Below are 19,433 nucleotides of genomic sequence, written 5' to 3'. Positions count from 1 at the left end.
TCCGTCTTCGGGGGTGGTGACCGGTCAGTCGGCGGCCGGGTCGACGCGCGGCTGCTCGCCGGTGTTCTGGTGGTCACGGCGGGCCTTCGCACGCCGTGCCGCGGACTCGCGCACCGTGTCGGCGACGGGCTTGCGGCCACGGTGCAGTGCGACGATACCGGCCGTCAGGTTGCGGTAGGCGACCACCGAGAAGCCGACACCGCGGAGCCACTGGGTGAGCACCTGCTGGTCGGGCCACGCGTCGATCGACTCGGCGAGGTAGCGGTAGGCGGCCGGGTTGCTGCTCGAGAGCCGCGCGATGCCCGGGAGCACGCGCTTCAGGTAGGTGCCGTAGCCGAGGCGCAGCAGGGCGCGGGGCGGCGTCGAGAACTCACAGATGACGACGCGGCCACCGGGCTTCAGGACGCGCAGCATCTCGGCGAGCGCCTGCTTCGGGTCGTTCACGTTGCGCAGCCCGAACGAGATCGTGACGGCGTCGAACGTGTCGTCGTCGAAGGGCAGCTGCTCGGCGTTGCCCTCGACGAAGGTGATCTCGGGGTGGCGTTCGCGGCCGACGGCGATCATGCCGGCGGACAGGTCGAGCGCGGTGACCTCGGCGCCCTTCTTGGCGAAGGCCGCTGCACTGGTCCCGGTGCCCGCGGCGATGTCGAGGACCTTCTCGCCGGGCTGCGGGTCGACCGCGCGGACCGTCGCGACACGCCACAGCGGGGCGTTGCCCGCCGACAGGATGTCGTTCGTGAGGTCGTACTTGGCCGCGACGTCGTCGAACATCGCCGCCACCTCGTCCGGGCGCTTGTTCAGGTCCGCTCTGCTCACACGATCAATCCTAGAGGTCCCGACCGAGCGTTCACCGGACTCGCAGCCACCCGGGCGGTGCGGGATCGGCGCGTAGCATCGGAGCCGTGACCCGAACCACCACGGCGGCGCCCCCGCTGACGGTCTCGACCCGGATCCTCGACGACCCGGGCGCCGTCCTCCGCCACACGCTCCGCGACCGTCCCCTCGCCTTCGTCCGGAACGGCGACGGCATCGTCGGCATCGGTGAGGCGCTCCGGTTCACGTTCACCGGCCCCGACCGGATGCGGGACGCCGCGGCCCTCTGGCGCAGCATCGTCGAGACCGCTGTCGTCGACGACCCGGTGCAGCTGCGCGGTTCGGGGCTCGTCGCGTTCGGGTCGTTCGCCTTCGCCGACGACTCCGCCGACGAGAGCGTGCTCATCGTGCCCCGGGTGGTCCTCGGTCGGCGTCGCGGCAAGGCCTGGCTGACCGCGATCGACACGACGCTCGGCGCGGAGCCCCTGGCCTTCACCCGGACCTCGGTCCCGGTCCCCCACGTCGGGACGCACGTCTCCGTGGCCCTGCGGCCCGGGCACATCGACGAGGACACCTACGCCGCCAACGTGACCGAGGCGGTCCGCCGCATCGTGGCCGGGGATGCCCGCAAGGTGGTGCTCGCCCGCGACCTCGTCGGCACGCTGCCGCCGGGAGCCGATCGACGGGCGGTCCTGCTCGACCTCGCGACCGCCTACCCGCAGTGCGTGACCTTCGCGGTGGACGGACTGGTCGGCGCCACCCCCGAGACCCTCGCCCGCACCGACGGCACGCGGTTGACCGCACGGGTGCTCGCCGGCAGCGCCGCTCGGGGCACCGACGAGGTGTCCGACCGGGCCGCCGCCGAGGCCCTGGCCAGCAGCGCCAAGGACGTCGAGGAGCACACCTTCGCGATCGACAGTCTGCTCGCGGCCCTCGCCCCGCTCGCGACGGACCTGCGCGCCGACGCCGAACCGTTCCGGCTGCAGCTGCCGAACCTGTGGCACCTGGCGACCGACGTGCAGGCCACGCTGCCGCCCGACACCACGTCGCTCGACGTCGCCGACGCCCTGCACCCGACGGCCGCGGTCGCCGGGACCCCGACGGACGTGGCCGTACGGCTCGTCGCCGAGCTCGAGGGCGTCGACCGCGGCCGCTACGCCGGGCCGGTCGGCTGGATGAGCGCGACGGGCGACGGCGAGTGGATGCTCGCGCTCCGCAGCGCCCGGATCGACGACGACGGCACCGTCCGGGCATGGGCGGGGGCCGGGATCGTGGCCGGTTCGGAGCCGGCGCGCGAGGTCGCCGAGACGGCCCTGAAGTTCCGGCCGATCGCCGACGCGCTGGCCTGAGGCAGGCGCGCGATCCAAGCGGTCGCGCGACCCTCGCGGTCGCGCGGTCGCCGACAGCCGCTGGGTGGTCAGTCGGCCAGCGGGACCTCGATCACGACCCGCTCGGCCGGGTCGGTGAGCACCCGCTCCAGGTCACCCCACGTCGCCGCCCGGCGGTACTCCCACCCGAGGCCCGTGACGACCCGTTCGACGTCGACGTGCTGCGGGGTCGACATCATCCGCCGCATGTCGGCTTCGGGCGTGGTCTTCGCCACCTCGAGCCCGCGGAAGATCGCGCCGCCGTGGTCGTTGCCGACGACGACCTGCACCCGGTGGGTGCGTTCCTCGGTGCCGGTGACGAACGCACCGAGGTCGTGCAGCAGGGTCAGGTCGCCGAGGAGCACGCGTGTGGTGCCGACGGAGGCCGAGGACTGCTCGAGCGCCGCGGCGATGCCGAGTGCGGTCGAGACGGTGCCGTCGATGCCGGCGAGGCCGCGGTTCGCGTGCACCCGGATCTTCTTGCCGAGCACCCGGGCGTCGGCTTCGCGGATGAGCTGCGACGCCCCGAGGACCAGCCGGTCGTGCGGCCAGGTCACCCCCCAGACGGCCTCGGCGAGCATGGCCCGGTCGACGGGTCGGCGACGGAGCGCGACCTCGTCACGCAGGAACTTGTTCCGCTCGGCACGGTCGGCGGAGCGCTTGGCGTCGAGGTCCGGGCCGGCATCGCCGTCCCCCAGGATCCGTCGGCTGGCGCCGACCCAGCGGCCGACCCACGCACGGTGCTCCGGCCGGGTGCGGCCCGTCACGCGGACGTCGGACACGAAGGTGGTCACGGCGTCCGGTCGGGAGGCACGGGCCGGGTCGAAGGGGTCGGCCGCCGGTCCGCGGACGACGATCGTCTCGACCCCGTCGCGCTGCAGGAGCGCGGGGACCTCTCTGCTGAGGGTCGGGTGGCCGAGCACGACGGCGCGGCGGACGGCGCCACCGTGGTCGGCGTCGCGCAGGAGTTCGCGGTAGGCCACGACCAGGTTGCGGCCGAAGCGCGCGCCGCTCGAGACCTCGGCGAGGAGCGGCGCCCCGAGTTCCCAGGCGATCCGCTCGGCGTCCTCGCCGGCATCGTGCCCGGCGATGACGACGGTGCCCGGTTCGTCGTCCGGGGTGAGTTCGGCGACCGGCAGACCCGTGTGCGCCCGGCGGGTCGCGAACGCCAGGTCGACCTCGTCCTCGGGCACGGGGCCGACGTGCTCCGGGGCGAGTCCGGCCGACAGCGGCTCGCGGAACGCGACGTTGAGCTGCGCGGGACCGGGCTGTCCGGTGTGCCCGGCTGCGGCGGCGACGGCCTGTCGGGCGAGGGTGCGCAGGGTGTCGCGGACCGAGGCGTCGACGCCGTGCGCCGACGGGGCCTCGACGTCGCGGACGAAGGCGACGGCCTGGCCGAAGATCCCCGGCTGGACGGTGGTCTGGTTGCTGCCGATGCCGCGCAGTTCGTCGGGGCGGTCGGCACTCAGCACGATCATCGGCACACCCGAGTGGTGCGCCTCGAGCACGGCGGGGTGCAGGTTCGCCACCGCGGTACCCGACGTCGTCACCACCGCTGCGGGTCGGTGCGTCTCGACCGCGAGCCCGAGTGCGAAGAACCCGGCGGTCCGTTCGTCCAACCGCACGTGCACGGTCAACCCGCCGGCGCGCTCGAGGGCGACCGCCGCGAGGGCGAGTGCCTGGGAACGCGAACCGGGGCTCACCACGACGTCGGTGACGCCGGCACGCACGAGTTCCTGCAGGAGGGCGAGCGCGGTGTCCGTCGCCGGGCTGCCCGAACCAGCGGGGCCGTCAGCGATCGGTGCGGCCGTCGTCGTCGCGCTCGTGGAACTGGTCTTCGAGGTCTCGGAGGGTCGCGTCGTCCTGGTCCTTGTCCGTGAGGGTGGTGCCCGGCTCCGGCGTAGTGCCGAGGAAGTCCGGGTCGTCTTCGGGTCCACGGTACCGGGCCGAAGCACCGGGGTCGGCCGCCGGGGTGCGACCCAGCAGGAACCAGAGGACGCCGCCCAGGACGGGCAGGATGATGACGAGCAGGAGCCACACGCCACGACGCAGGGAACGGACGCGCTGACGCGGCATCGTGCCGCAGTCGATGGCCGCGTACACCGTGAAGGCGACGGCGGCCACGGCGACGATCAACCACAAGCGGACCATGCGGTGAAGTCTAGGTCGCGACCCTGTGATGCCCCTGCCGGTCGGCGCTCCGTAGACTCACCGTGTGAAAGCGTGGCTCCTGTACACCCTGGCTCGGCTCGGCATCTTCGTGGTGGCGCTCGTGCTCCTCCTGCTCCTGACGCCGATGCCGTGGTACTGGGCGACGATCGTGGCCGCCCTGGTGGGCCTGCTCATCTCGTACATCGCCCTGTCCGGACTGCGCACGCAGGTGGCCCTGAGCCTGGCGAACCGCCGCGGCACCCCGGAGCGGGACGCCGACTCGGACTTCGAGGACGACTTCGTCGATGCCGCCGACTCCGACGCCGCGGCCACCCCGACCGTCCGTCCGGTGTCCGACGCGGACCGGCACGAGGCGCGCCGGGACACCGACGCCGACTGACTCCGAGCGCGAGGGCGGGGCCGTCCGGTCGAGCAGCCGGGACGGCTACGGCTGGATGGCCAGGGTGATCCCGAGCACCACGCCGAAGGCGAGCGAGGCGAACGACGACAGCTGCAGGGCCGTGATGAGCTCGCGGGGCTTCCGTGACGACACCCCGATCGCCAGTGCCGGCAGCGCCAGCAGCAGCGAGAAGTACGTGAAGCCCGTGCGGAAGTACAGCAGCACGAACCAGAGCAGCACGACGTACGGCAGCATCAGGAACAGGCCGTACAGGACGCGGGCCACCGGACGACCGACGACCACGGCGAGCGTACGCTTGCCCGCCAGCTGGTCCTCGTCGATGTCGCGGATGTTGTTCACCATCAGGACCGCGCAGGCGAAGAAGCCGGCGGCCACCGCGGCTGCCCAGCCGCTGACCGTGACCTCGCGGATCTGCACGAACTGGGTGCCGAGCACGGCGACCAGCCCGAAGAAGACGAAGACGAAGACCTCGCCGAGGGCGTTGTACCCGTACGGCTTCTTGCCGCCCGTGTAGAACCAGGCGGCGACGATGGCGGCGGCCCCCACGAGCAGCAGCCACCACAGCTGGGTGAGCAGCACGATGACCAGGCCGGCGCCCGCGGCCAGGCCGAAGAACGTCAGGGCGACGGTGAGCACGGTCCGGGGCTTGGCCAGACCGGCTCCGGTGAGTCGTGCCGGGCCGACGCGGTACTCGTCGGTGCCGCGGACCCCGTCGGAGTAGTCGTTGCTGTAGTTCACACCGATCTGCAGGAACAGTGCCACGGCCAGGGCGAGCAGCGCGACGGCGAGGTGGCCGTCCTTCGCCAGGTAGTCGCCGAAGTCGCCGGGCTCCCCGCTGTCGACGAACGCGACGGCGGTGCCGAGCACGACCGGGACGACACCGAGGGTCAGGGTGCGCAGGCGTGCGCCGCCGATCCAGTCGCGTGCGGTCGCCTTCCGCTTGGTGCGGGCGGGGGCAGCGGCCTTCGCCGGGTTGCCGGACCGGCCCTGCTTCTGCGTCGAGTTCTTCGTTCGTGCCACGAGCACCGATCATATTGCCGATGCGCCGCCCGGCCGCTCGCGGTCCCTACGGGCGGCCCGGCTCCACGAGCGCCTGCACGGCCCGACGGTCGGGCTTGCCCGACGACAGCATCGGGATCCGGTCCAGCACCACGACGTCCGCCGGACGGGCGGCACGGCCCAGGGTGGCCCCGACGTGCGCACGTACGGCATCGAGGTCGAGTGGCTGCTCGGTGACGACGACCGGGACCTCGCCCCACTCCCCCGCCGAGCGCCGGGCGACGACAGCGGTCTCCTGCCCGGGCAGCCCGCGGACGAGCCGCTCGACCGCACCGAGCTGGACCTTCTCGCCGCCGGAGATCACCACGTCGTCGAGGCGTCCGAGCACGCGGACCACGCCGTTGGACAGGGTCGCGGTGTCCCCGGTCCGGTACCAGCGCAGCCCATCCCGCTCGACGAAGGCCGACGCCGTGCGGGCATCGTCGTCCAGGTACCCCTCGGCGAGCATCGGCCCCGCCAGGTGCAGCTCGCCGTCGACCAGCGCGGTGCGCACGGTGCCGAACGGGACGCCGTCGTAGACGCATCCGCCGCTCGTCTCGCTCGCACCGTAGGTCGTCACGACCCGGACCCCGGCGTCGAGCGCACGCTGCCGGAGCGGCGCCGGGGTGGCCTGCCCGCCGACCAGGACCGCGTCGAACCGGGCGAGCGCACGGGTGGCGTCCGGGTCGTCGAGGACCCGGGCGAGCTGCACCGGCACCAGCGAGGTGTAGCGACGCGGCGCGGCCGGACCGGTGACGAGCCGTTCTGCGGCCTCGGTGAACGCGGCGGCCGCGAAGTGCCCGGGTGGCACGACGACGGGTTCGGTGCCCGCGGTGATCGAGCGGGTCAGGACGTTGATGCCCGCGATGTAGTGCGTCGGCAGCGCGAGGACCCAGCGCCCGGGCCCACCCAGTGCCGCGTCCGCCGCGGCGGCACCGGCGAGGAGCGCCTCGGACGAGAGCGCCACGCGCTTGCCGGTGCCGGTGGACCCGCTCGTCTCGACCACCAGGGCGACCGCCTGCCGGACCTCGGCCGGAGGTGGCGTCGGCAGGGCCGGTGCCCCCTCGGCGACGGGGAGCAGTGCGGGGCCGCCGGCGAGTGCTGCCTCCAGGCCGCGCAGCACGGCCGTCGGGTCCGACGTACCGATCGCGACCAGCGGACGGGGCATCAGTAGTGCCAGGGGAACGCGGTCCACTCGGGAGCGCGCTTCTCGAGGAACGAGTCGCGGCCCTCGACGGCCTCGTCGGTGCCGTAGGCCAACCGCGTCGCCTCGCCCGCGAACACCTGCTGGCCGACCATGCCGTCGTCCACGGCGTTGAACGCGTACTTGAGCATCCGGATCGCCGTCGGCGACTTGCCGAGCACGATCTCGCCCCAGCGGATCGCCTCACGCTCCAGGTCCTCGTGCGGCACCACGGCGTTCACCGCACCCATCTCGTACGCGCGCTGGGCGGAGTACTCCTGGGCGAGGAAGAAGACCTCGCGGGCGAACTTCTGCCCGATCTGCTTGGCGTAGTAGGCGCTGCCGTATCCACCGTCGAACGAGCCGACGTCGGCATCGGTCTGCTTGAACTTCCCGTGCTCGGCGCTCGCGATGGTGAGGTCGCAGATCGCGTGCAGCGAGTGCCCACCGCCCGCAGCCCAGCCCGGGACGACCGCGATGACGACCTTGGGCATCATCCGGATCAGCCGCTGGACCTCGAGGATGTGCAGCCGGCCCATCGACGCCCGGGCGGCCGCGGGGTCCACACCCTCGGGCGGCGCACCCTCGTCGCCGACGTACTGGTAGCCGCTCCGCCCCCGGATGCGCTGGTCGCCGCCGGAGCAGAACGCCCACCCGCCGTCCTTCGGGCTCGGGCCGTTGCCGGTGAGCAGCACGACACCGACACGGGGGTCCTGCCGGGCGTCGTCGAGGGCGCGGTAGAGCTCGTCGACCGTGCGCGGGCGGAAGGCGTTGCGGACCTCGGGACGGTCGAAGGCGACCCGGACGATGCCCTTGGAGACGTGCTTGTGGTACGTGATGTCGGTGAACTGTTCCGCGATCGGAGCGGTGGTCCAGACGTCGGGGTCGAACAGGTCGGAGACGGGAGCAGCCATGCTCCCAACGTACCGCCGGGCGTCTGGCGGGTCAGGCGCCCATGTCGGTCAGGATCTCCGGCGCGACGAACACCATGATCACGATGAGGATGACGGGGTTCGCGAAGAACGCCAGGACGACCCCGACGGCGCCGTACCAGCGTCCGAACGAGCCGACGGCGGCGACGAACCCGAGCACGGCGGCGACGAGCGTCAGGAACACGACGACGAAGCAGATCCCGAAGGCGAAGTTCGTGTCACCGCCCATGAACACGGCGAAGGCACTGGCGTCCACAGCGGCGGACACCACGGCCAGGCCGAGGGCGATCTTGCCGACGACGGGGTTGCGGCGCTTCGTGCCACCCGTCTGCCGGACGTCGACGGTGTTGCGCTGCATGAGGCGGGCGAAGTCGTCGGAGTCGCGCCCGGGAGCCGCCGCGGATCGAGCTCCCGCTGCCGGGCGGGTCGCCGCCGAGGGTCGGGCTGCGGCTGCCGGACGAGCCGACGCCGCCGGGCGTGCTGCTCCGGCGCTCGACGGGTCGGACGGGCGCTGCGATGCACGCTGCTGTGCTGCGCGCTGCCGCGGATCCACCGCCACCGAGCCTCCCTCGTTCCGGGTCGTTCCCCTGCCGACCGAGGCCGACCGATGCATGCTAGTGCCCTGCCCTGGCGGTCCCCTCCGAGGAACCGGCGGGCCCCCTGGGTGCGGTGGGAGGATGGCGGACGTGCTCCCCGACCTCGCCGACCTCCTCGCCGACGCCCACGTGGTGGCCCTGCCCATGCGGGTGCGGTTCCGCGGCATCACCACGCGCGAGGCGGTCGTGCTGCGCGGCCCCGCCGGCTGGACCGAGTTCTCCCCGTTCGTCGAGTACGACGACGCTGAAGCCGCCGCCTGGCTACGCGCCACCGTCGACTTCGGATGGACGGACCACGAACCGGCCGCCGACTCCGTGCCGGTCAACGCCACCGTCCCGGCGATCGCCGCCGACGACGTCGCCGACCTGCTCGCGCGGTACCCCGGGTGCACCACCGCCAAGGTCAAGGTCGCCGAACCCGGCACGACCGTCGACGACGACGTCGCCCGTGTCGCCGCGGTCCGCCGGGTGATGGGGCCCGAGGCCGCGGTCCGGGTCGACGCGAACGGGCTGTGGAGCGTCGAGCAGGCCGCCGTGGCACTCGAGCGGCTCGCACCGTTCGACCTGCAGTACGCCGAGCAGCCCTGCGCGACGGTGCCCGAGCTCGCGGAGCTCCGGTCGCGGATCGCCGGCCTCGGCGTCCGGGTCGCCGCGGACGAGAGCGTCCGGAAGGCGAGCGACCCCCTCGCCGTCGCCCGGGCCGGTGCCGCCGACGTCCTGGTCGTGAAGGCCCAGCCGCTCGGGGGGATCACCGCGGCCCGTGCCGTCATCGCCGACGCCGGGCTGCCGTGCGTCGTCTCCAGTGCGCTCGACACCTCGGTCGGGCTCGGGATGGGAGCGTTCCTGGCCGCCGCGGCGATGACGCCCGGGTACGCCGCCGGGCTCGGGACGGCCGCGATGTTCGCCGGGGACGTCACGACCGATCCGCTGCTGCCGGTCGGCGGTCGGGTGCCGGTGCGCCGCGTCGACGTCGCGCCGGAGCTGGTGGACCGGTACGCCGCGTCTCCGGAGCGCACGGCGTGGTGGCGCGAGCGGGTGACGCGCGTGCACGACCTGCTCGCAGCCGCCGGGTAGCGCGCCCGCCGCTCGGTCGGGTCCGTCGAGGGTGCACGACACGCCACTCGCGTTCGCCCAGGTCTCCCGCTCCGTCGTTCGGACGGCCCCGGAACGACGGTTCGCGCGACCACGCCGCTCCGCACACGGCATGTCGTGACCGCTGGCGGGGTCCGCCGGACCGGTCGCGGCTCTCGACGCACCCCGGACGACGGACGGGAGGCACGGTGCCAGCTGGCACCGTGCCTCCCGTCCGGTCGTGGTCGCGACCAGGGCCGCGTCAGCGACCCGCGCGGCTCACAGACCCGAGTAGCTGTGCAGGCCCTTGAAGAAGACGTTCACGACCGAGAAGTTGAACATCACCGCAGCGAAGCCGATGAGGGCCAGCCAGGACGACCGCGCACCGCGCCAGCCACGGGTCGCACGAGCGTGGATGTAGCCCGCGTAGACGACCCAGATGATGAAGGTCCAGACCTCTTTCGTGTCCCAGCCCCAGTAGCGACCCCAGGCGCGCTCGGCCCAGATCGCACCGGCGATGAGCGTGAACGTCCAGAGGACGAAGCCGACGAGCAGGACGCGGTAGGTCAGGACCTCGAGCCGGTCGGCGTCGGGCAGCGTCGCCATGAAGCGGAGCTTGCCGGAGGCCGTGCGGCCCTGGCGGTACGTCTGCACGAGCTGCGCCACCGCGAGCCCCGCGCCGAGCGCGAAGAACCCGGTGCCGGCGATCGCCACGAAGACGTGGATGACCAGCCAGTACGACTGCAGGGCCGGCTGCAGCGGGACGACGGGGACCCAGTAGTTCACGGTCGCGATGCCGAGCAGGATGATCGTCAGGCCGGTGATGAAGACACCGAGGAACTTCAGGTTCTGCCAGAACTGCACGAGCAGGAAGATCAGGGTGATCAGCGCCGTGCCGGTCAGCGAGAACTCGAACATGTTGCCCCACGGCACACGGTCGGCCGCGATGCCGCGGAGGACGACCGAGGCGACGTGCAGGACGAGCGCGAGGATCGTCATCGCCATGCCGACGCGCTCGAACTTCGTGCCGCGGCCGGCGGAACCGCCCGACGGCGGTGCGGCGACCTGCTCGAGCACGACGGTGCCGCCGCGGACGGTCGCGACCGTCTTCGCTCCGGGTGCTGCCGCAGCGCTGGCCGCGTCGGCCGAGCTGTCGTCGGCGCCCGCGTTCTTCGCGGCGGCCGTGACGTCGCCGGAGCGTTTGGCCATGTCGAGGGCGAACGAGATGAACGCGACCACGTACACCGCCATCGCGGAGTACGTGAGCACGACCGAGTAGGTCGCGAGGTTCGTGGTCATGTCGTTCACTGGGGCATCCTAACTCCGAGGTCCGACGTGTGGCGCTGTGCGATGTCCGCGACGGCCCGTTCGAGGTTCGGGTCCTCGCCGCGTGCGAGCCCGGCGTACTCGAGGTCGTACTCGCCGCCCGCCGTGTCCGTGCGCGGGACGACCTTCACCCAGACGCGACGGCGCGGGACGAACAGCGAGGTGAGCAGGCCGAGGGTGGAGAGCAGGGCGAACCCGCCCACCCAGAGCTGCGAGGGGTCGTGGTGCACGTCGAGGGAGACGTACCGCTTGACGCCGTCGAACGTGATCGACCCGGCGCCTTCGGGGAGCTTCTTCGTCTGGCCGGGCTTCAGCGCGATGCTCGCGGTGTCCGACTGCCGACCGGCGATCTGGTCGAGCCCCTTGGTGCTGAGCGTGTACACGCTCTGCGGGACACCGCTGTCGAGCCCGAGGTCACCCGTGTAGACCTGCAGCGTCAGCAGCGGGTTCTGGGTGTCCGGGTAGGCACTCGAGTAGGCGCCGCTCGCGAGCTTCGACGCGGTGGGGTAGAAGAACCCGACCATGCCGAGCTGGTCCGGCTTCGCGTCCGGCACCTTGATGACGCCGGTGGAGGTGTAGTTCGCGTCCTCCGGCAGGAACGGCACGACGTCCTTGAAGGCCACGTTGCCGTCGCCGTCGCGCACCGTGACCTGCATCGCGTAGCCGTTGCCGAGCAGGTAGACGTTCGTGCCGCCGACGTGCAGCGGGTCGTTCACACCGAGGCGGCTCGTCTTCGGCTCGCCGCCCTTCTCGGTGCTCGTGACCGTGGCCGAGTAGTCGAGCGCCTGCCCGAGGGCGTCGAGGTTGCGCTCCTCGTACTTCGTCACGAACTTGTCGAGCCGGAGGTTGTAGCCCTTGAGGTCGGTCTGCTGGAACCAGCGACCGGGGTTGAACGAGTCGTACGAGCCGAGCACGTTCGAGAACGTCTGGCCCTCGACCAGCAGGCGCTGACCGGTGAAGCCGAAGCCACCGCCGACCCCGACCGCCAGGAGCACCCCGACGAGGGCGGCGTGGAACACCAGGTTGCCGGTCTCGCGCAGGTAGCCGCGCTCCGCGCTCACCGAGTCGCCGAACCGCTCGACGCGGTACCCGGACCGCTTCAGGATCGCCATCGCGCGCGTCACCGCGTGCTCGGCGGACGGGAGGCCCGTGGTCGCGTCGATCCCGGTCGTCCCGTCGATCATCGCGTCCGGCTGCACCGCCACCGTGCGGAAGCCCGCCAGTCGCGTCAGGCGCGCGGGGGTCTTCGGCGGACGGGTCCGCAGTGCCTGCCAGTGGTGCTTCGTGCGGGGCACGATGCAGCCGATGAGCGAGATGAAGAGCAGCAGGTAGATCGCGGAGAACCACACCGAGGTGTAGGTGTCGAAGACCTGCAGCTTGTCGAGCACCGGGTAGAGCTGCGGGTGGTCCGCCTTGTACTGCACGACGCCGTTCGGGTCGGCGGTGCGCTGCGGGACAAGGGAGCCCGGGATGGCCGCGAGGGCGAGCAGCATGAGCAGGAACAGCGCCGTGCGCATGCTCGTCAGCTGCCGCCAGAAGAAGCGGAGGTACCCGACGAAGCCGAGCTTCGGCTGGTTGATGCCACCGTCGGTGGGGCCGGAGCCGTCGACGTGGTCGGACGGTCGCTGCGGGTCGGAGGCGCTGTCGGCCCCGTCGCCTGCGCCCGTCGGGATGTGCTCGTTCAGGTCAGACCGCGGGGACAAAGCTCTGGATCACCGCCCCGACGCTCGACATGACGGCCGACCAGATACCGGTGACCATGAGCAGACCGATGACGATCAGGATCGCTCCTCCGATGATGTTGACGGTGCGCATGTGACGCTTCACCGCCGCGATGGCCCCCGTGGCCCAGCCGGCGCCGAGGGCGACGAGGACGAACGGGATGCCGAGCCCGAGGCAGTACGCCACCCCGAGCCACATGCCCTGCCAGGCGCTGCCCGACTGGACGCTGAGCAGGTTGATGGCCGCCAGGGTCGGGCCGAGGCACGGGGTCCAGCCGAGGCCGAACACGATGCCGAGCAGGGGGGCGCCGAGGAGCCCGGTGGCCGGGGTCCAGCTGGGCTTGATGGTGCGCTGCAGGAACGTGAACCGACCGACGAACACCAGGCCCATCGCGATCACGACGACCCCGAGGATCTGCGTGATGAGGTCGCGCCACCGCACGAGCCAGAAGCCGAGCGCGCCGAACACCGTCGTGTACGCAACGAACACCGCGGTGAACCCGGCGATGAACAGCAGCACGCCGAGCACCACACGACCCCGACGCTGCCCGCCCTCGGCGACACCGCCGACGTACCCGAGGTACCCCGGCACGAGCGGCAGCACGCAGGGGGACAGGAACGACACGAGCCCGGCGAGCGCCGCCACGGGCAGCGCGACGGCCATCTGGCCGCTCAGGATCGCGTCGGCGAAGGGGTTGGAGGTCACGGGTCAGGAGGCCTTGCCGGCGTCGAGCTCGTCGCTGACCAGGGTCTGCAGGATGCTCGTGCCGTCGATCGCGCCGAGGACCCGAGCGGCCACGCGGCCCTTCGTGTCGAGGACGATCGTGGCCGGCACCGCGTTCGGTGCGATCTGCCCGGACATCGCGAGCTGCATCGTGCCCGTGCGCTGGTCGAGGACCGTCGGGTACTGCACGTCGAAGGTGCGCTCGAAGGCGGCCGCGGTCGCTGCTTCGTCGCGGACGTTGACACCGATGAACGCGACGTCGTCGGCGTCGGCGTACTCGTCGTGCACCTTGTTGAGGTACTTCGCCTCGGCACGGCACGGGGGGCAGCTGGCGTACCAGAAGTTCAGGACGACGACCTTGCCGCGGAGGTCCTTCGACGAGACCGTGTCACCGTTCGAGTCCTCGGCCCGGAAGGTGACCGGGTCGGTGCGGTCCTTCGCGGAGACCTCGGTCACGGCACCGTCACCGGAGATGTAGTTCTGGGTCGTGCCGTTGCCGTACTGCTTCGCGATGCCGCCGCTGTCCGACGAGCAGCCGGACAGGACGAGCACGGCGGCGACGGTCGTCGCTGCGAGGACCGCGAACCGCTTGCTGATGACGCGCGCACGCTTCGTGCTGTTCACACTGCTCCTTCGTCGACGGCGGTCGCGCGCAGTTCCTGCGCGGGGTCCGCGTACCCGACCTCGGTGAACCGACCGGTCGACGTGGCGGGCACACGTTCGACGGTGGTGATGCTCGACAGGTCACAGCGGCGCTTGCGCGGGTCGTGCCACAGGGGCTCCCCCGCGAGCTTCCGGTGGACCATCCAGATCGGCAGCTGGTGGCTGACCAGGACGACGTCGCCCTCGTCCACGCTCTCCCACGCCGTGGTCATCGCCGCGAGCATGCGGTTGGCGATCGACTCGTACGCCTCGCCCCAGCTGGGACGCAGCGGGTTCGCGATCCACGGCCACTCCGCCGGGCGGCCGAGCGAGCGCTTCGTGAACCCGGGGGGCTGCCCCTCGTAGCGGTTCGTCGGTTCGATCAGGCGCTCGTCGAGCGTCACGTCGAGCCCGTAGGCGGCCGACCAGGGCGCTGCGGACTCCTGCGTGCGCTGCAGCGGGGACGCCACGATCCGACGCACGTCAATGCCGGCGTCCTTCCAGGCGGTCGCGGAGGCCTGCGCCATCCGCGTGCCGAGGTCGCTCAGCCCGAAGCCCGGGAGCCGGCCGTAGAGGACGCGGCCCGGGTTGTGCACCTCTCCGTGCCGGACGAGGTGGAGACGGGTCGCGGGCATGGGTTCCAGTGTAGGTCGCCCGCGGTTCCCACCGCCCCCTCAGGTGATTCACCGGATGCGGAAGCACTCAGCCGCCGAGCTCACCGGAGAGCCGCCCGTGCAGCGCGATCGACCCCGTGTCGAGGTTCACCACCTCGACGGTCGACCCGTGCTTCGCGAACCGCTGTTCGACCCCGTCGAGCGCCGCGACCGTGGACGCGTCGAACACGTGGGCGTCGGCCAGGTCGATGATCACGTGCTCCGGGTCCTCGGCGTACGAGAACCGTGTGACGAGGTCGTTCGACGAGGCGAAGAACAACGCCCCGCGGACCCGGTACCGCACGGTGCGGTCGTCGACCGGCTCGCGCACCACGGTCACCACGTGCGCCACCCGTCGGGCGAAGACCAGGGCCGCCACGACCACACCGACGAGCACCCCGGTCGCGAGGTTCTCGGTCACGACGACCACCACGACGGTGACGAGCATGACCGCGGTCTCGCCGAGCGGCATCCGTCGGAGGGTGCGCGGTCGGATGCTGTGCCAGTCGAAGGTCGCGACGCAGACCATGAGCATGACCGCCGTCAGTGCCGCCATCGGGATCTGGGCCACGAGGTCGTGGAGCACGATCGTCAGGACCAGCACCGAGACACCGGCCGCGAAGGTCGAGACGCGGGTCCGGGCACCCGCGGTCTTCACGTTGATCACCGTCTGGCCGATCATCGCGCAGCCGCCGGTCCCACCGAAGAAGGCGGACGCGATGTTCGCGACGCCCTGCCCCCACGACTCGCGCCACTTGCTCGAGCCCGTCTCGGTGATGGAGTCGACGAGCTGCGCGGTGAGCAGGGTCTCGATCAGCCCGACGATCGCGACACCGAACGCGTACGGAGCGATGATCTGCAGCGTCTCGAAGGTGAACGGCGTCGTGATGCCGCCGAAGCCCGGGAGCGCCGTCGGCAGTTCGCCCTCGTCGCCCACCGTCGGCACGGCGATGCTGAACACCATCGTGATGCCGGTGACGACGACGACCGCGATGAGCGGTGCGGGGATCGCCTTCGTCAGGAACGGGAAGCCGACGATGATCGCGATGCCGAGCACGGTCAGCGGCCAGACGATGAACGGCACGTCGTCGCCGAGCAGGTTCGGCAGCTGGGCGGTGAAGATGAGGATGGCCAGGGCGTTCACGAACGCGACGTTGACGCTGCGCGGGATGAAGCGCATCAGCCGTGCCACCCCGAGGAACCCGAGCACGAGCTGGAACACGCCGCCCAGGACGATCGCGGGCACCAGGTACTCGATCCCGTGCTCCCGGACGAGTGGGGCGATGACGAGCGCCACCGAGCCGGCTGCGGCGGAGATCATCGCGGGGCGACCGCCGACGATCGAGATCACGATCGCGATGACGACGCTCGAGAACAGGCCGACCGCGGGATCGACCCCGGCGACGACGGAGAACGAGATCGCTTCGGGGATGAGGGCCAGCGCGGTGACGATGCCGGCCAGGACCTCTCGGGTGAGCATGCGGGGCGAGCGGAGGGCGGCGAGGACGCTCGGGGCCGTCGGCGCGTGTGTGATCACGGACATCGATCGGAACTCTACCCTCACGTGAGGGTAGAGTCGTACGCCGTGAGCACCAGCGACGCCCCCGACACGATGCACATCGGCGAGCTCGCCGACCGCGCCGGCATGTCCCTGCGCACGATCCGGCACTACGACGAGGTGGGGCTGCTCGTGCCGAGCGGCCGCACCACCGGCGGCTTCCGGGTCTACACGGCGCAGGACCTCGAACGGTTGCTCGTGATCCGCCGGATGAAGCCGCTCGGGTTCACGCTCGACGAGATGGCCGAGCTGCTCCGCGTGGTCGACGCCCTCGCGACGAAGGACCCCGATGACGAACCAGCGCTGGCAGCCCGCCTCGACGCGTACCTCGAGGACGCCCGTGCCCGGCACGCCAAGCTCGTCGAGCGGGCCGGCATGGCCGAGGAGTTCATCGGCACGCTCGGATCACTCCGCGCGTCGCTCCCCTGATGTCGCGGTGTCCTCGGCGAGCACCCTGGCGCGCATGCGCTGCCGCTCGAGTTCGAGCTTGAGCTCCCCCTCTTCCACGTGGAGCTGCCAGTCGATCGCCCCACGTTGCGCCCAGTCCCACATGCTCTCGCCGGGCGCAGGACCGATGTACGGCCGCTCCGCGGGAACCGTGTCTTCCTTCCGCACCAGCTCTCGCCAGGCACGGCGCAGACGAGTCGTCATCACTGTCTCCTCTTCTCGATGAACAGTTCCGCCAACACCCTTGCAGCGGGTTCTTCTCCGGCAGGCACTTTCTGCATGTCGTACATCGCCTGTGCCAGGTTCCGGCCGATCTCGCGACGCCCGACCTCCGCCGCGGTGATCAGGTCGAACACCACGGTCAACCGCGCCCAGTAGCGGTCCCGTTGCTCCCGCGCGACGTCCCGCCGCCACCGGATGACCGCCCACAGCCCACCGACGACCGCCACGAGCAGCGTGAACGCCGCCGTGCAGAGCGCAGCCACCACCACCGCGACCGCCGCAGGCGGCCAGGCCGCGAGCTCCCCCGTCTCCGTCCCCACCCGGTCCCCCTCTCGTCCCGCGACCCGGCCACGTCGAGATTGCTACGGATCCCACGCAGGCCGCCACGGGCCTCCCGGCTATCGGTGGAGAACGCCGGACGCAGGCGGCCCTGTGGAGGGAAGAACCCTGCTGCCCACGCCCCCGGACGCAGGCGGTTAGACTCGACCACCGTGATCGAACGCACCCGCATCGCCGACCTGGCAGCCCTCCCCGACGGTCCCGTCTCCGTGGCCGGATGGGTCGAGACCGTCCGAGACCAGAAGAAGGTGCAGTTCGTCGTGCTGCGCGACGAGACCGGCGCCGTCCAGCTCGTGAACCCGGCGACGCGTGAGGCCGAGGACGGCGACGACGCCGCACAGTCCGCCTTCGCGACCACCAACGAGATCTCCGGCCTGGCGCACGGCACCTTCGTGCACGTCACCGGCACGCTGAAGCACGACGAGCGCGTGAAGCTCGGCGGGCTCGAGGTCAAGATCGGTGCGCTGCAGGTGGTGAGTGCCGCGATCCCGGAGACCCCGATCGCCGACGACTCGTCGCTCGACAAGCGCCTCGACTGGCGCTTCCTCGACCTGCGCAACCGCAAGCAGAACCTGATCTTCCGGATCCAGACGACGCTGGAGCACGCGTTCCGCACGTACTGGGTCGACCGCGACTACATCGAGATCCACACCCCGAAGCTCATGGCGTCGGCATCCGAGTCGCGCGCCGAGCTGTTCCAGCTGGAGTACTTCGAGACGACCGCCTACCTGGCCCAGTCGCCGCAGAACTTCAAGCAGATGGCGCAGCCGGCCGGCTTCGGTGCCGTGTTCGAGATCGCGGACGCCTTCCGCGCCGACCCGTCCTTCACGAGCCGCCACGCCACCGAGTTCACCAGCGTCGACGCCGAGTTCTCGTGGATCGAGTCCCACGAGGACGTCATGGCGATGCACGAAGAGGTCCTGGTCGCCGGCATCACCGCCGTCAAGGAGAAGTACGGCAAGGACATCGCGGAGGTCTTCGGCTTCGAGCTGCAGGTCCCTGCGACGCCGTTCCCCCGCGTGACCCTGGCCGACGCGCGCAAGATCGTCGCCGACAGCGGCTACGACGTCGTCCGCGCCGACGGTGACCTGGACCCCGAGGGCGAGCGCCGCGTCGCCGCCTGGGCGAAGGAGCACCACGGCTCCGAGTTCGTGTTCGTCACGGAGTACGACGCCTCGATCCGGCCGTACTACCACATGCGGAAGCCGGGCGACCCGTCGGTCACCAACAGCTACGACCTCATCTTCAACGGTGCCGAGATCTCCACGGGTGCCCAGCGTGAGCACCGCGTCGACGTGCTCGAGGCGCAGGCCGTCGAGAAGGGCCTCGACCCGGAGGAGCTCGGCTGGTACCTCGACTTCTTCCGCTACGGCGTCCCGCCGCACGGCGGCTTCGGCATGGGCCTCGCACGCGTGCTGATGCTGATGCTCGGTGAGCCGTCGATCCGCGAGGTCACCTACCTGTTCCGTGGCCCGACGCGCCTGACCCCGTAGTCACCAGCGAGTGAGCAGAAAAGGTCGCCTCCGGAAATCGGAGGCGACCTTTTCTGCTCACTGGACGCACGCAGCGCACGCAGCGCCGGGGGCGGGACGGGAGGCCCGGCTCAGCTCTGCCAGTCGATGGCGGCCCGCGCCGTGACCAGTTCGCGGATCTCCGCTGCCGCGGCCTGGTGCTCCGGGTGCACCTGGTACGCGTCGAGCCCGGCGAGGTCGTCGAAGCTGGCGACGACGGCGACGTCGTGGTTCTTGTCCGGGTAGGCGACGTTCTCGACGACCTCGAGCGAGCGGATCGACTCGACGGTGCCGACCAGACCGGTCAGGAGTTCGCGGATGCGGGCGATCGACGCGGTGCGGTCGAGGTCGGTCCGCAGGGACCAGGAGACGACGTGGGAGATCATGCGCGGGCCTCGGCCTTCTCGAGCGCACGTGCGAGCCGGTCGGCGTCGACGTGCCAGTTGCTGTGGACGCGCCCGTCGATCAGCACGACGGGGATGTCCTCCGCATACTCCTGGCGGAGGGCGTCGTCGTCGAGGATCGAGCGTTCCTGCAGGGTGACCCCCGGGTGGTCGGCGACGACGCGTTCGACCACGGGTCGGGCGTCGTCGCAGAGGTGGCATCCGGGCTTCGTCAGGAACGTCACTGCGGGCATGGTCCCAGCGTAGTCCGGGAACGCGAAAGCCCCGGCGAACCGGGGCTTCTCGTGCAGGTCCTCCGACCTGCGCAGACCTGT

General features: G+C 71.5%; 22 protein-coding genes. 5 read left to right on the top strand and 17 right to left on the bottom strand.

The genetic code is table 11. The features are described 5' to 3' along the window. Window positions 1-24: 24 nt before the first annotated feature. A complete protein-coding gene (locus DEJ04_RS08265) occupies window positions 25-816 on the bottom strand; it encodes a demethylmenaquinone methyltransferase (RefSeq protein ID WP_071406309.1) in 792 nt (263 codons plus the stop codon). 86 nt (window positions 817-902) lie between these two features. Here DEJ04_RS08265 and DEJ04_RS08260 point away from each other — a divergent pair, with 86 nt between their 5' ends. Continuing rightward, window positions 903-2,162 carry an isochorismate synthase MenF gene (locus DEJ04_RS08260; RefSeq protein WP_111046783.1) on the top strand — a complete coding sequence of 420 codons (1,260 nt, stop codon included), beginning with the start codon at window positions 903-905 and terminating at the stop codon, window positions 2,160-2,162. A 68-nt stretch (window positions 2,163-2,230) separates the two neighbouring features. Here the strand turns inward: DEJ04_RS08260 and menD are convergent, their stop codons facing one another. Continuing rightward, complete coding sequence (gene menD / locus DEJ04_RS08255) at window positions 2,231-3,922, bottom strand: 2-succinyl-5-enolpyruvyl-6-hydroxy-3-cyclohexene-1-carboxylic-acid synthase (RefSeq protein ID WP_309148014.1); 1,692 nt, start codon at window positions 3,920-3,922, stop codon at window positions 2,231-2,233. A gap of 49 nt (window positions 3,923-3,971) precedes the next feature. Then, window positions 3,972-4,331, bottom strand: coding sequence for a PLDc N-terminal domain-containing protein (locus DEJ04_RS08250; RefSeq protein WP_071406307.1), 360 nt, complete (start codon window positions 4,329-4,331; stop codon window positions 3,972-3,974). Window positions 4,332-4,395: 64 nt separating this feature from the next. Between DEJ04_RS08250 and DEJ04_RS08245 the strand changes: the two genes are divergently transcribed. Then, window positions 4,396-4,731 carry a DUF4229 domain-containing protein gene (locus DEJ04_RS08245; RefSeq protein WP_111032003.1) on the top strand — a complete coding sequence of 112 codons (336 nt, stop codon included), beginning with the start codon at window positions 4,396-4,398 and terminating at the stop codon, window positions 4,729-4,731. 45 nt (window positions 4,732-4,776) lie between these two features. Here the strand turns inward: DEJ04_RS08245 and DEJ04_RS08240 are convergent, their stop codons facing one another. From DEJ04_RS08240 to DEJ04_RS18185, 4 genes are read right to left on the bottom strand one after another with little or no spacing between them, the layout of a single operon-like run. After that, a complete protein-coding gene (locus tag DEJ04_RS08240; RefSeq protein WP_111046782.1) occupies window positions 4,777-5,778 on the bottom strand; it encodes a 1,4-dihydroxy-2-naphthoate polyprenyltransferase in 1,002 nt (333 codons plus the stop codon). A 40-nt stretch (window positions 5,779-5,818) separates the two neighbouring features. Next, a complete protein-coding gene (locus DEJ04_RS08235; protein WP_111046781.1) occupies window positions 5,819-6,958 on the bottom strand; it encodes an AMP-binding protein in 1,140 nt (379 codons plus the stop codon). Further along, the gene (locus tag DEJ04_RS08230; RefSeq protein WP_111046780.1) at window positions 6,958-7,887 is read right to left on the bottom strand and encodes a 1,4-dihydroxy-2-naphthoyl-CoA synthase; all 930 of its coding nucleotides are present in this window, start codon (window positions 7,885-7,887) and stop codon (window positions 6,958-6,960) included. The genes DEJ04_RS08235 and DEJ04_RS08230 overlap by 1 nt, the downstream gene beginning before the upstream one ends. A gap of 31 nt (window positions 7,888-7,918) precedes the next feature. Beyond that, window positions 7,919-8,464, bottom strand: a complete 546-nt coding sequence (locus DEJ04_RS18185; RefSeq protein ID WP_146245060.1) for a hypothetical protein — start codon at window positions 8,462-8,464, stop codon at window positions 7,919-7,921. 118 nt (window positions 8,465-8,582) lie between these two features. On the opposite strand from DEJ04_RS18185, the gene DEJ04_RS08220 reads away from it, so the two are divergent. After that, window positions 8,583-9,575 carry an o-succinylbenzoate synthase gene (locus tag DEJ04_RS08220; RefSeq protein WP_111046779.1) on the top strand — a complete coding sequence of 331 codons (993 nt, stop codon included), beginning with the start codon at window positions 8,583-8,585 and terminating at the stop codon, window positions 9,573-9,575. Window positions 9,576-9,851: 276 nt separating this feature from the next. On the opposite strand, the gene ccsB is transcribed toward DEJ04_RS08220, so the two are convergent. The 6 genes from ccsB to DEJ04_RS08190 form a co-directional block, all read right to left on the bottom strand. After that, a complete protein-coding gene (gene ccsB / locus DEJ04_RS08215; RefSeq protein WP_110863489.1) occupies window positions 9,852-10,871 on the bottom strand; it encodes a c-type cytochrome biogenesis protein CcsB in 1,020 nt (339 codons plus the stop codon). Window positions 10,872-10,876: 5 nt separating this feature from the next. Next, window positions 10,877-12,601, bottom strand: a complete 1,725-nt coding sequence (locus DEJ04_RS08210) for a cytochrome c biogenesis protein ResB (RefSeq protein WP_250896982.1) — start codon at window positions 12,599-12,601, stop codon at window positions 10,877-10,879. Continuing rightward, window positions 12,585-13,283 carry a cytochrome c biogenesis CcdA family protein gene (locus tag DEJ04_RS08205; RefSeq protein ID WP_071247888.1) on the bottom strand — a complete coding sequence of 233 codons (699 nt, stop codon included), beginning with the start codon at window positions 13,281-13,283 and terminating at the stop codon, window positions 12,585-12,587. Before DEJ04_RS08205 ends, DEJ04_RS08210 begins: the two co-directional genes overlap by 17 nt. Window positions 13,284-13,328: 45 nt before the next feature. Next, the gene (locus tag DEJ04_RS08200; RefSeq protein ID WP_258370551.1) at window positions 13,329-13,967 is read right to left on the bottom strand and encodes a TlpA disulfide reductase family protein; all 639 of its coding nucleotides are present in this window, start codon (window positions 13,965-13,967) and stop codon (window positions 13,329-13,331) included. Then, the gene (locus DEJ04_RS08195) at window positions 13,964-14,620 is read right to left on the bottom strand and encodes a histidine phosphatase family protein (RefSeq protein ID WP_071406299.1); all 657 of its coding nucleotides are present in this window, start codon (window positions 14,618-14,620) and stop codon (window positions 13,964-13,966) included. The genes DEJ04_RS08200 and DEJ04_RS08195 overlap by 4 nt, the downstream gene beginning before the upstream one ends. A gap of 67 nt (window positions 14,621-14,687) precedes the next feature. Continuing rightward, entirely contained in the window at window positions 14,688-16,181 is a 1,494-nt protein-coding gene (locus DEJ04_RS08190) for a SulP family inorganic anion transporter (RefSeq protein ID WP_111046778.1), read from the bottom strand. A gap of 69 nt (window positions 16,182-16,250) precedes the next feature. Between DEJ04_RS08190 and DEJ04_RS08185 the strand changes: the two genes are divergently transcribed. Then, window positions 16,251-16,625, top strand: coding sequence for a MerR family transcriptional regulator (locus tag DEJ04_RS08185; RefSeq protein ID WP_071406340.1), 375 nt, complete (start codon window positions 16,251-16,253; stop codon window positions 16,623-16,625). Here DEJ04_RS08185 and DEJ04_RS08180 read toward each other — a convergent pair. Further along, window positions 16,602-16,847, bottom strand: coding sequence for a hypothetical protein (locus tag DEJ04_RS08180; RefSeq protein ID WP_111233288.1), 246 nt, complete (start codon window positions 16,845-16,847; stop codon window positions 16,602-16,604). The two genes, DEJ04_RS08185 and DEJ04_RS08180, sit on opposite strands and share 24 nt — an antisense overlap. Then, entirely contained in the window at window positions 16,847-17,185 is a 339-nt protein-coding gene (locus DEJ04_RS08175; protein ID WP_111046777.1) for a hypothetical protein, read from the bottom strand. Before DEJ04_RS08175 ends, DEJ04_RS08180 begins: the two co-directional genes overlap by 1 nt. A 171-nt stretch (window positions 17,186-17,356) precedes the next feature. On the opposite strand from DEJ04_RS08175, the gene aspS reads away from it, so the two are divergent. Then, the gene (gene aspS / locus DEJ04_RS08170) at window positions 17,357-18,697 is read left to right on the top strand and encodes an aspartate--tRNA(Asn) ligase (RefSeq protein WP_111038116.1); all 1,341 of its coding nucleotides are present in this window, start codon (window positions 17,357-17,359) and stop codon (window positions 18,695-18,697) included. A 110-nt stretch (window positions 18,698-18,807) separates the two neighbouring features. Here aspS and DEJ04_RS08165 read toward each other — a convergent pair whose 3' ends face one another. Together DEJ04_RS08165 and DEJ04_RS08160 are read right to left on the bottom strand one after the other, a co-directional pair. Then, a complete protein-coding gene (locus tag DEJ04_RS08165) occupies window positions 18,808-19,101 on the bottom strand; it encodes a Dabb family protein (protein WP_111038117.1) in 294 nt (97 codons plus the stop codon). Then, complete coding sequence (locus tag DEJ04_RS08160; RefSeq protein WP_071247435.1) at window positions 19,098-19,352, bottom strand: glutaredoxin family protein; 255 nt, start codon at window positions 19,350-19,352, stop codon at window positions 19,098-19,100. The genes DEJ04_RS08165 and DEJ04_RS08160 overlap by 4 nt, the downstream gene beginning before the upstream one ends. Window positions 19,353-19,433 lie beyond the last annotated feature (81 nt).

This window comes from Curtobacterium sp. MCLR17_044 (assembly GCF_003234435.1).
In the GTDB taxonomy this organism is placed as follows: Bacteria; Actinomycetota; Actinomycetes; order Actinomycetales; family Microbacteriaceae; genus Curtobacterium; species Curtobacterium flaccumfaciens.
The sequence above is the reverse complement of the archived record's forward strand: the minus strand, read 5'-3'. Positions and strand labels throughout refer to the sequence as shown.

Coding starts and splice junctions, on each gene's coding strand:
- DEJ04_RS08235 (WP_111046781.1), bottom strand. CDS start 6,958: ATGCCCCGTCCGCTGGTCGCGATCGGTACGTCGGACCCGACGGCCGTG.
- DEJ04_RS08220 (WP_111046779.1), top strand. CDS start 8,583: ATGGCGGACGTGCTCCCCGACCTCGCCGACCTCCTCGCCGACGCCCAC.
- DEJ04_RS08180 (WP_111233288.1), bottom strand. CDS start 16,847: ATGACGACTCGTCTGCGCCGTGCCTGGCGAGAGCTGGTGCGGAAGGAA.
- DEJ04_RS08230 (WP_111046780.1), bottom strand. CDS start 7,887: ATGGCTGCTCCCGTCTCCGACCTGTTCGACCCCGACGTCTGGACCACC.
- DEJ04_RS08250 (WP_071406307.1), bottom strand. CDS start 4,331: ATGGTCCGCTTGTGGTTGATCGTCGCCGTGGCCGCCGTCGCCTTCACG.
- DEJ04_RS08205 (WP_071247888.1), bottom strand. CDS start 13,283: ATGGCCGTCGCGCTGCCCGTGGCGGCGCTCGCCGGGCTCGTGTCGTTC.
- DEJ04_RS08165 (WP_111038117.1), bottom strand. CDS start 19,101: ATGATCTCCCACGTCGTCTCCTGGTCCCTGCGGACCGACCTCGACCGC.
- DEJ04_RS08190 (WP_111046778.1), bottom strand. CDS start 16,181: ATGTCCGTGATCACACACGCGCCGACGGCCCCGAGCGTCCTCGCCGCC.
- DEJ04_RS08160 (WP_071247435.1), bottom strand. CDS start 19,352: ATGCCCGCAGTGACGTTCCTGACGAAGCCCGGATGCCACCTCTGCGAC.
- DEJ04_RS08195 (WP_071406299.1), bottom strand. CDS start 14,620: ATGCCCGCGACCCGTCTCCACCTCGTCCGGCACGGAGAGGTGCACAAC.
- ccsB (WP_110863489.1), bottom strand. CDS start 10,871: ATGACCACGAACCTCGCGACCTACTCGGTCGTGCTCACGTACTCCGCG.
- DEJ04_RS08185 (WP_071406340.1), top strand. CDS start 16,251: ATGCACATCGGCGAGCTCGCCGACCGCGCCGGCATGTCCCTGCGCACG.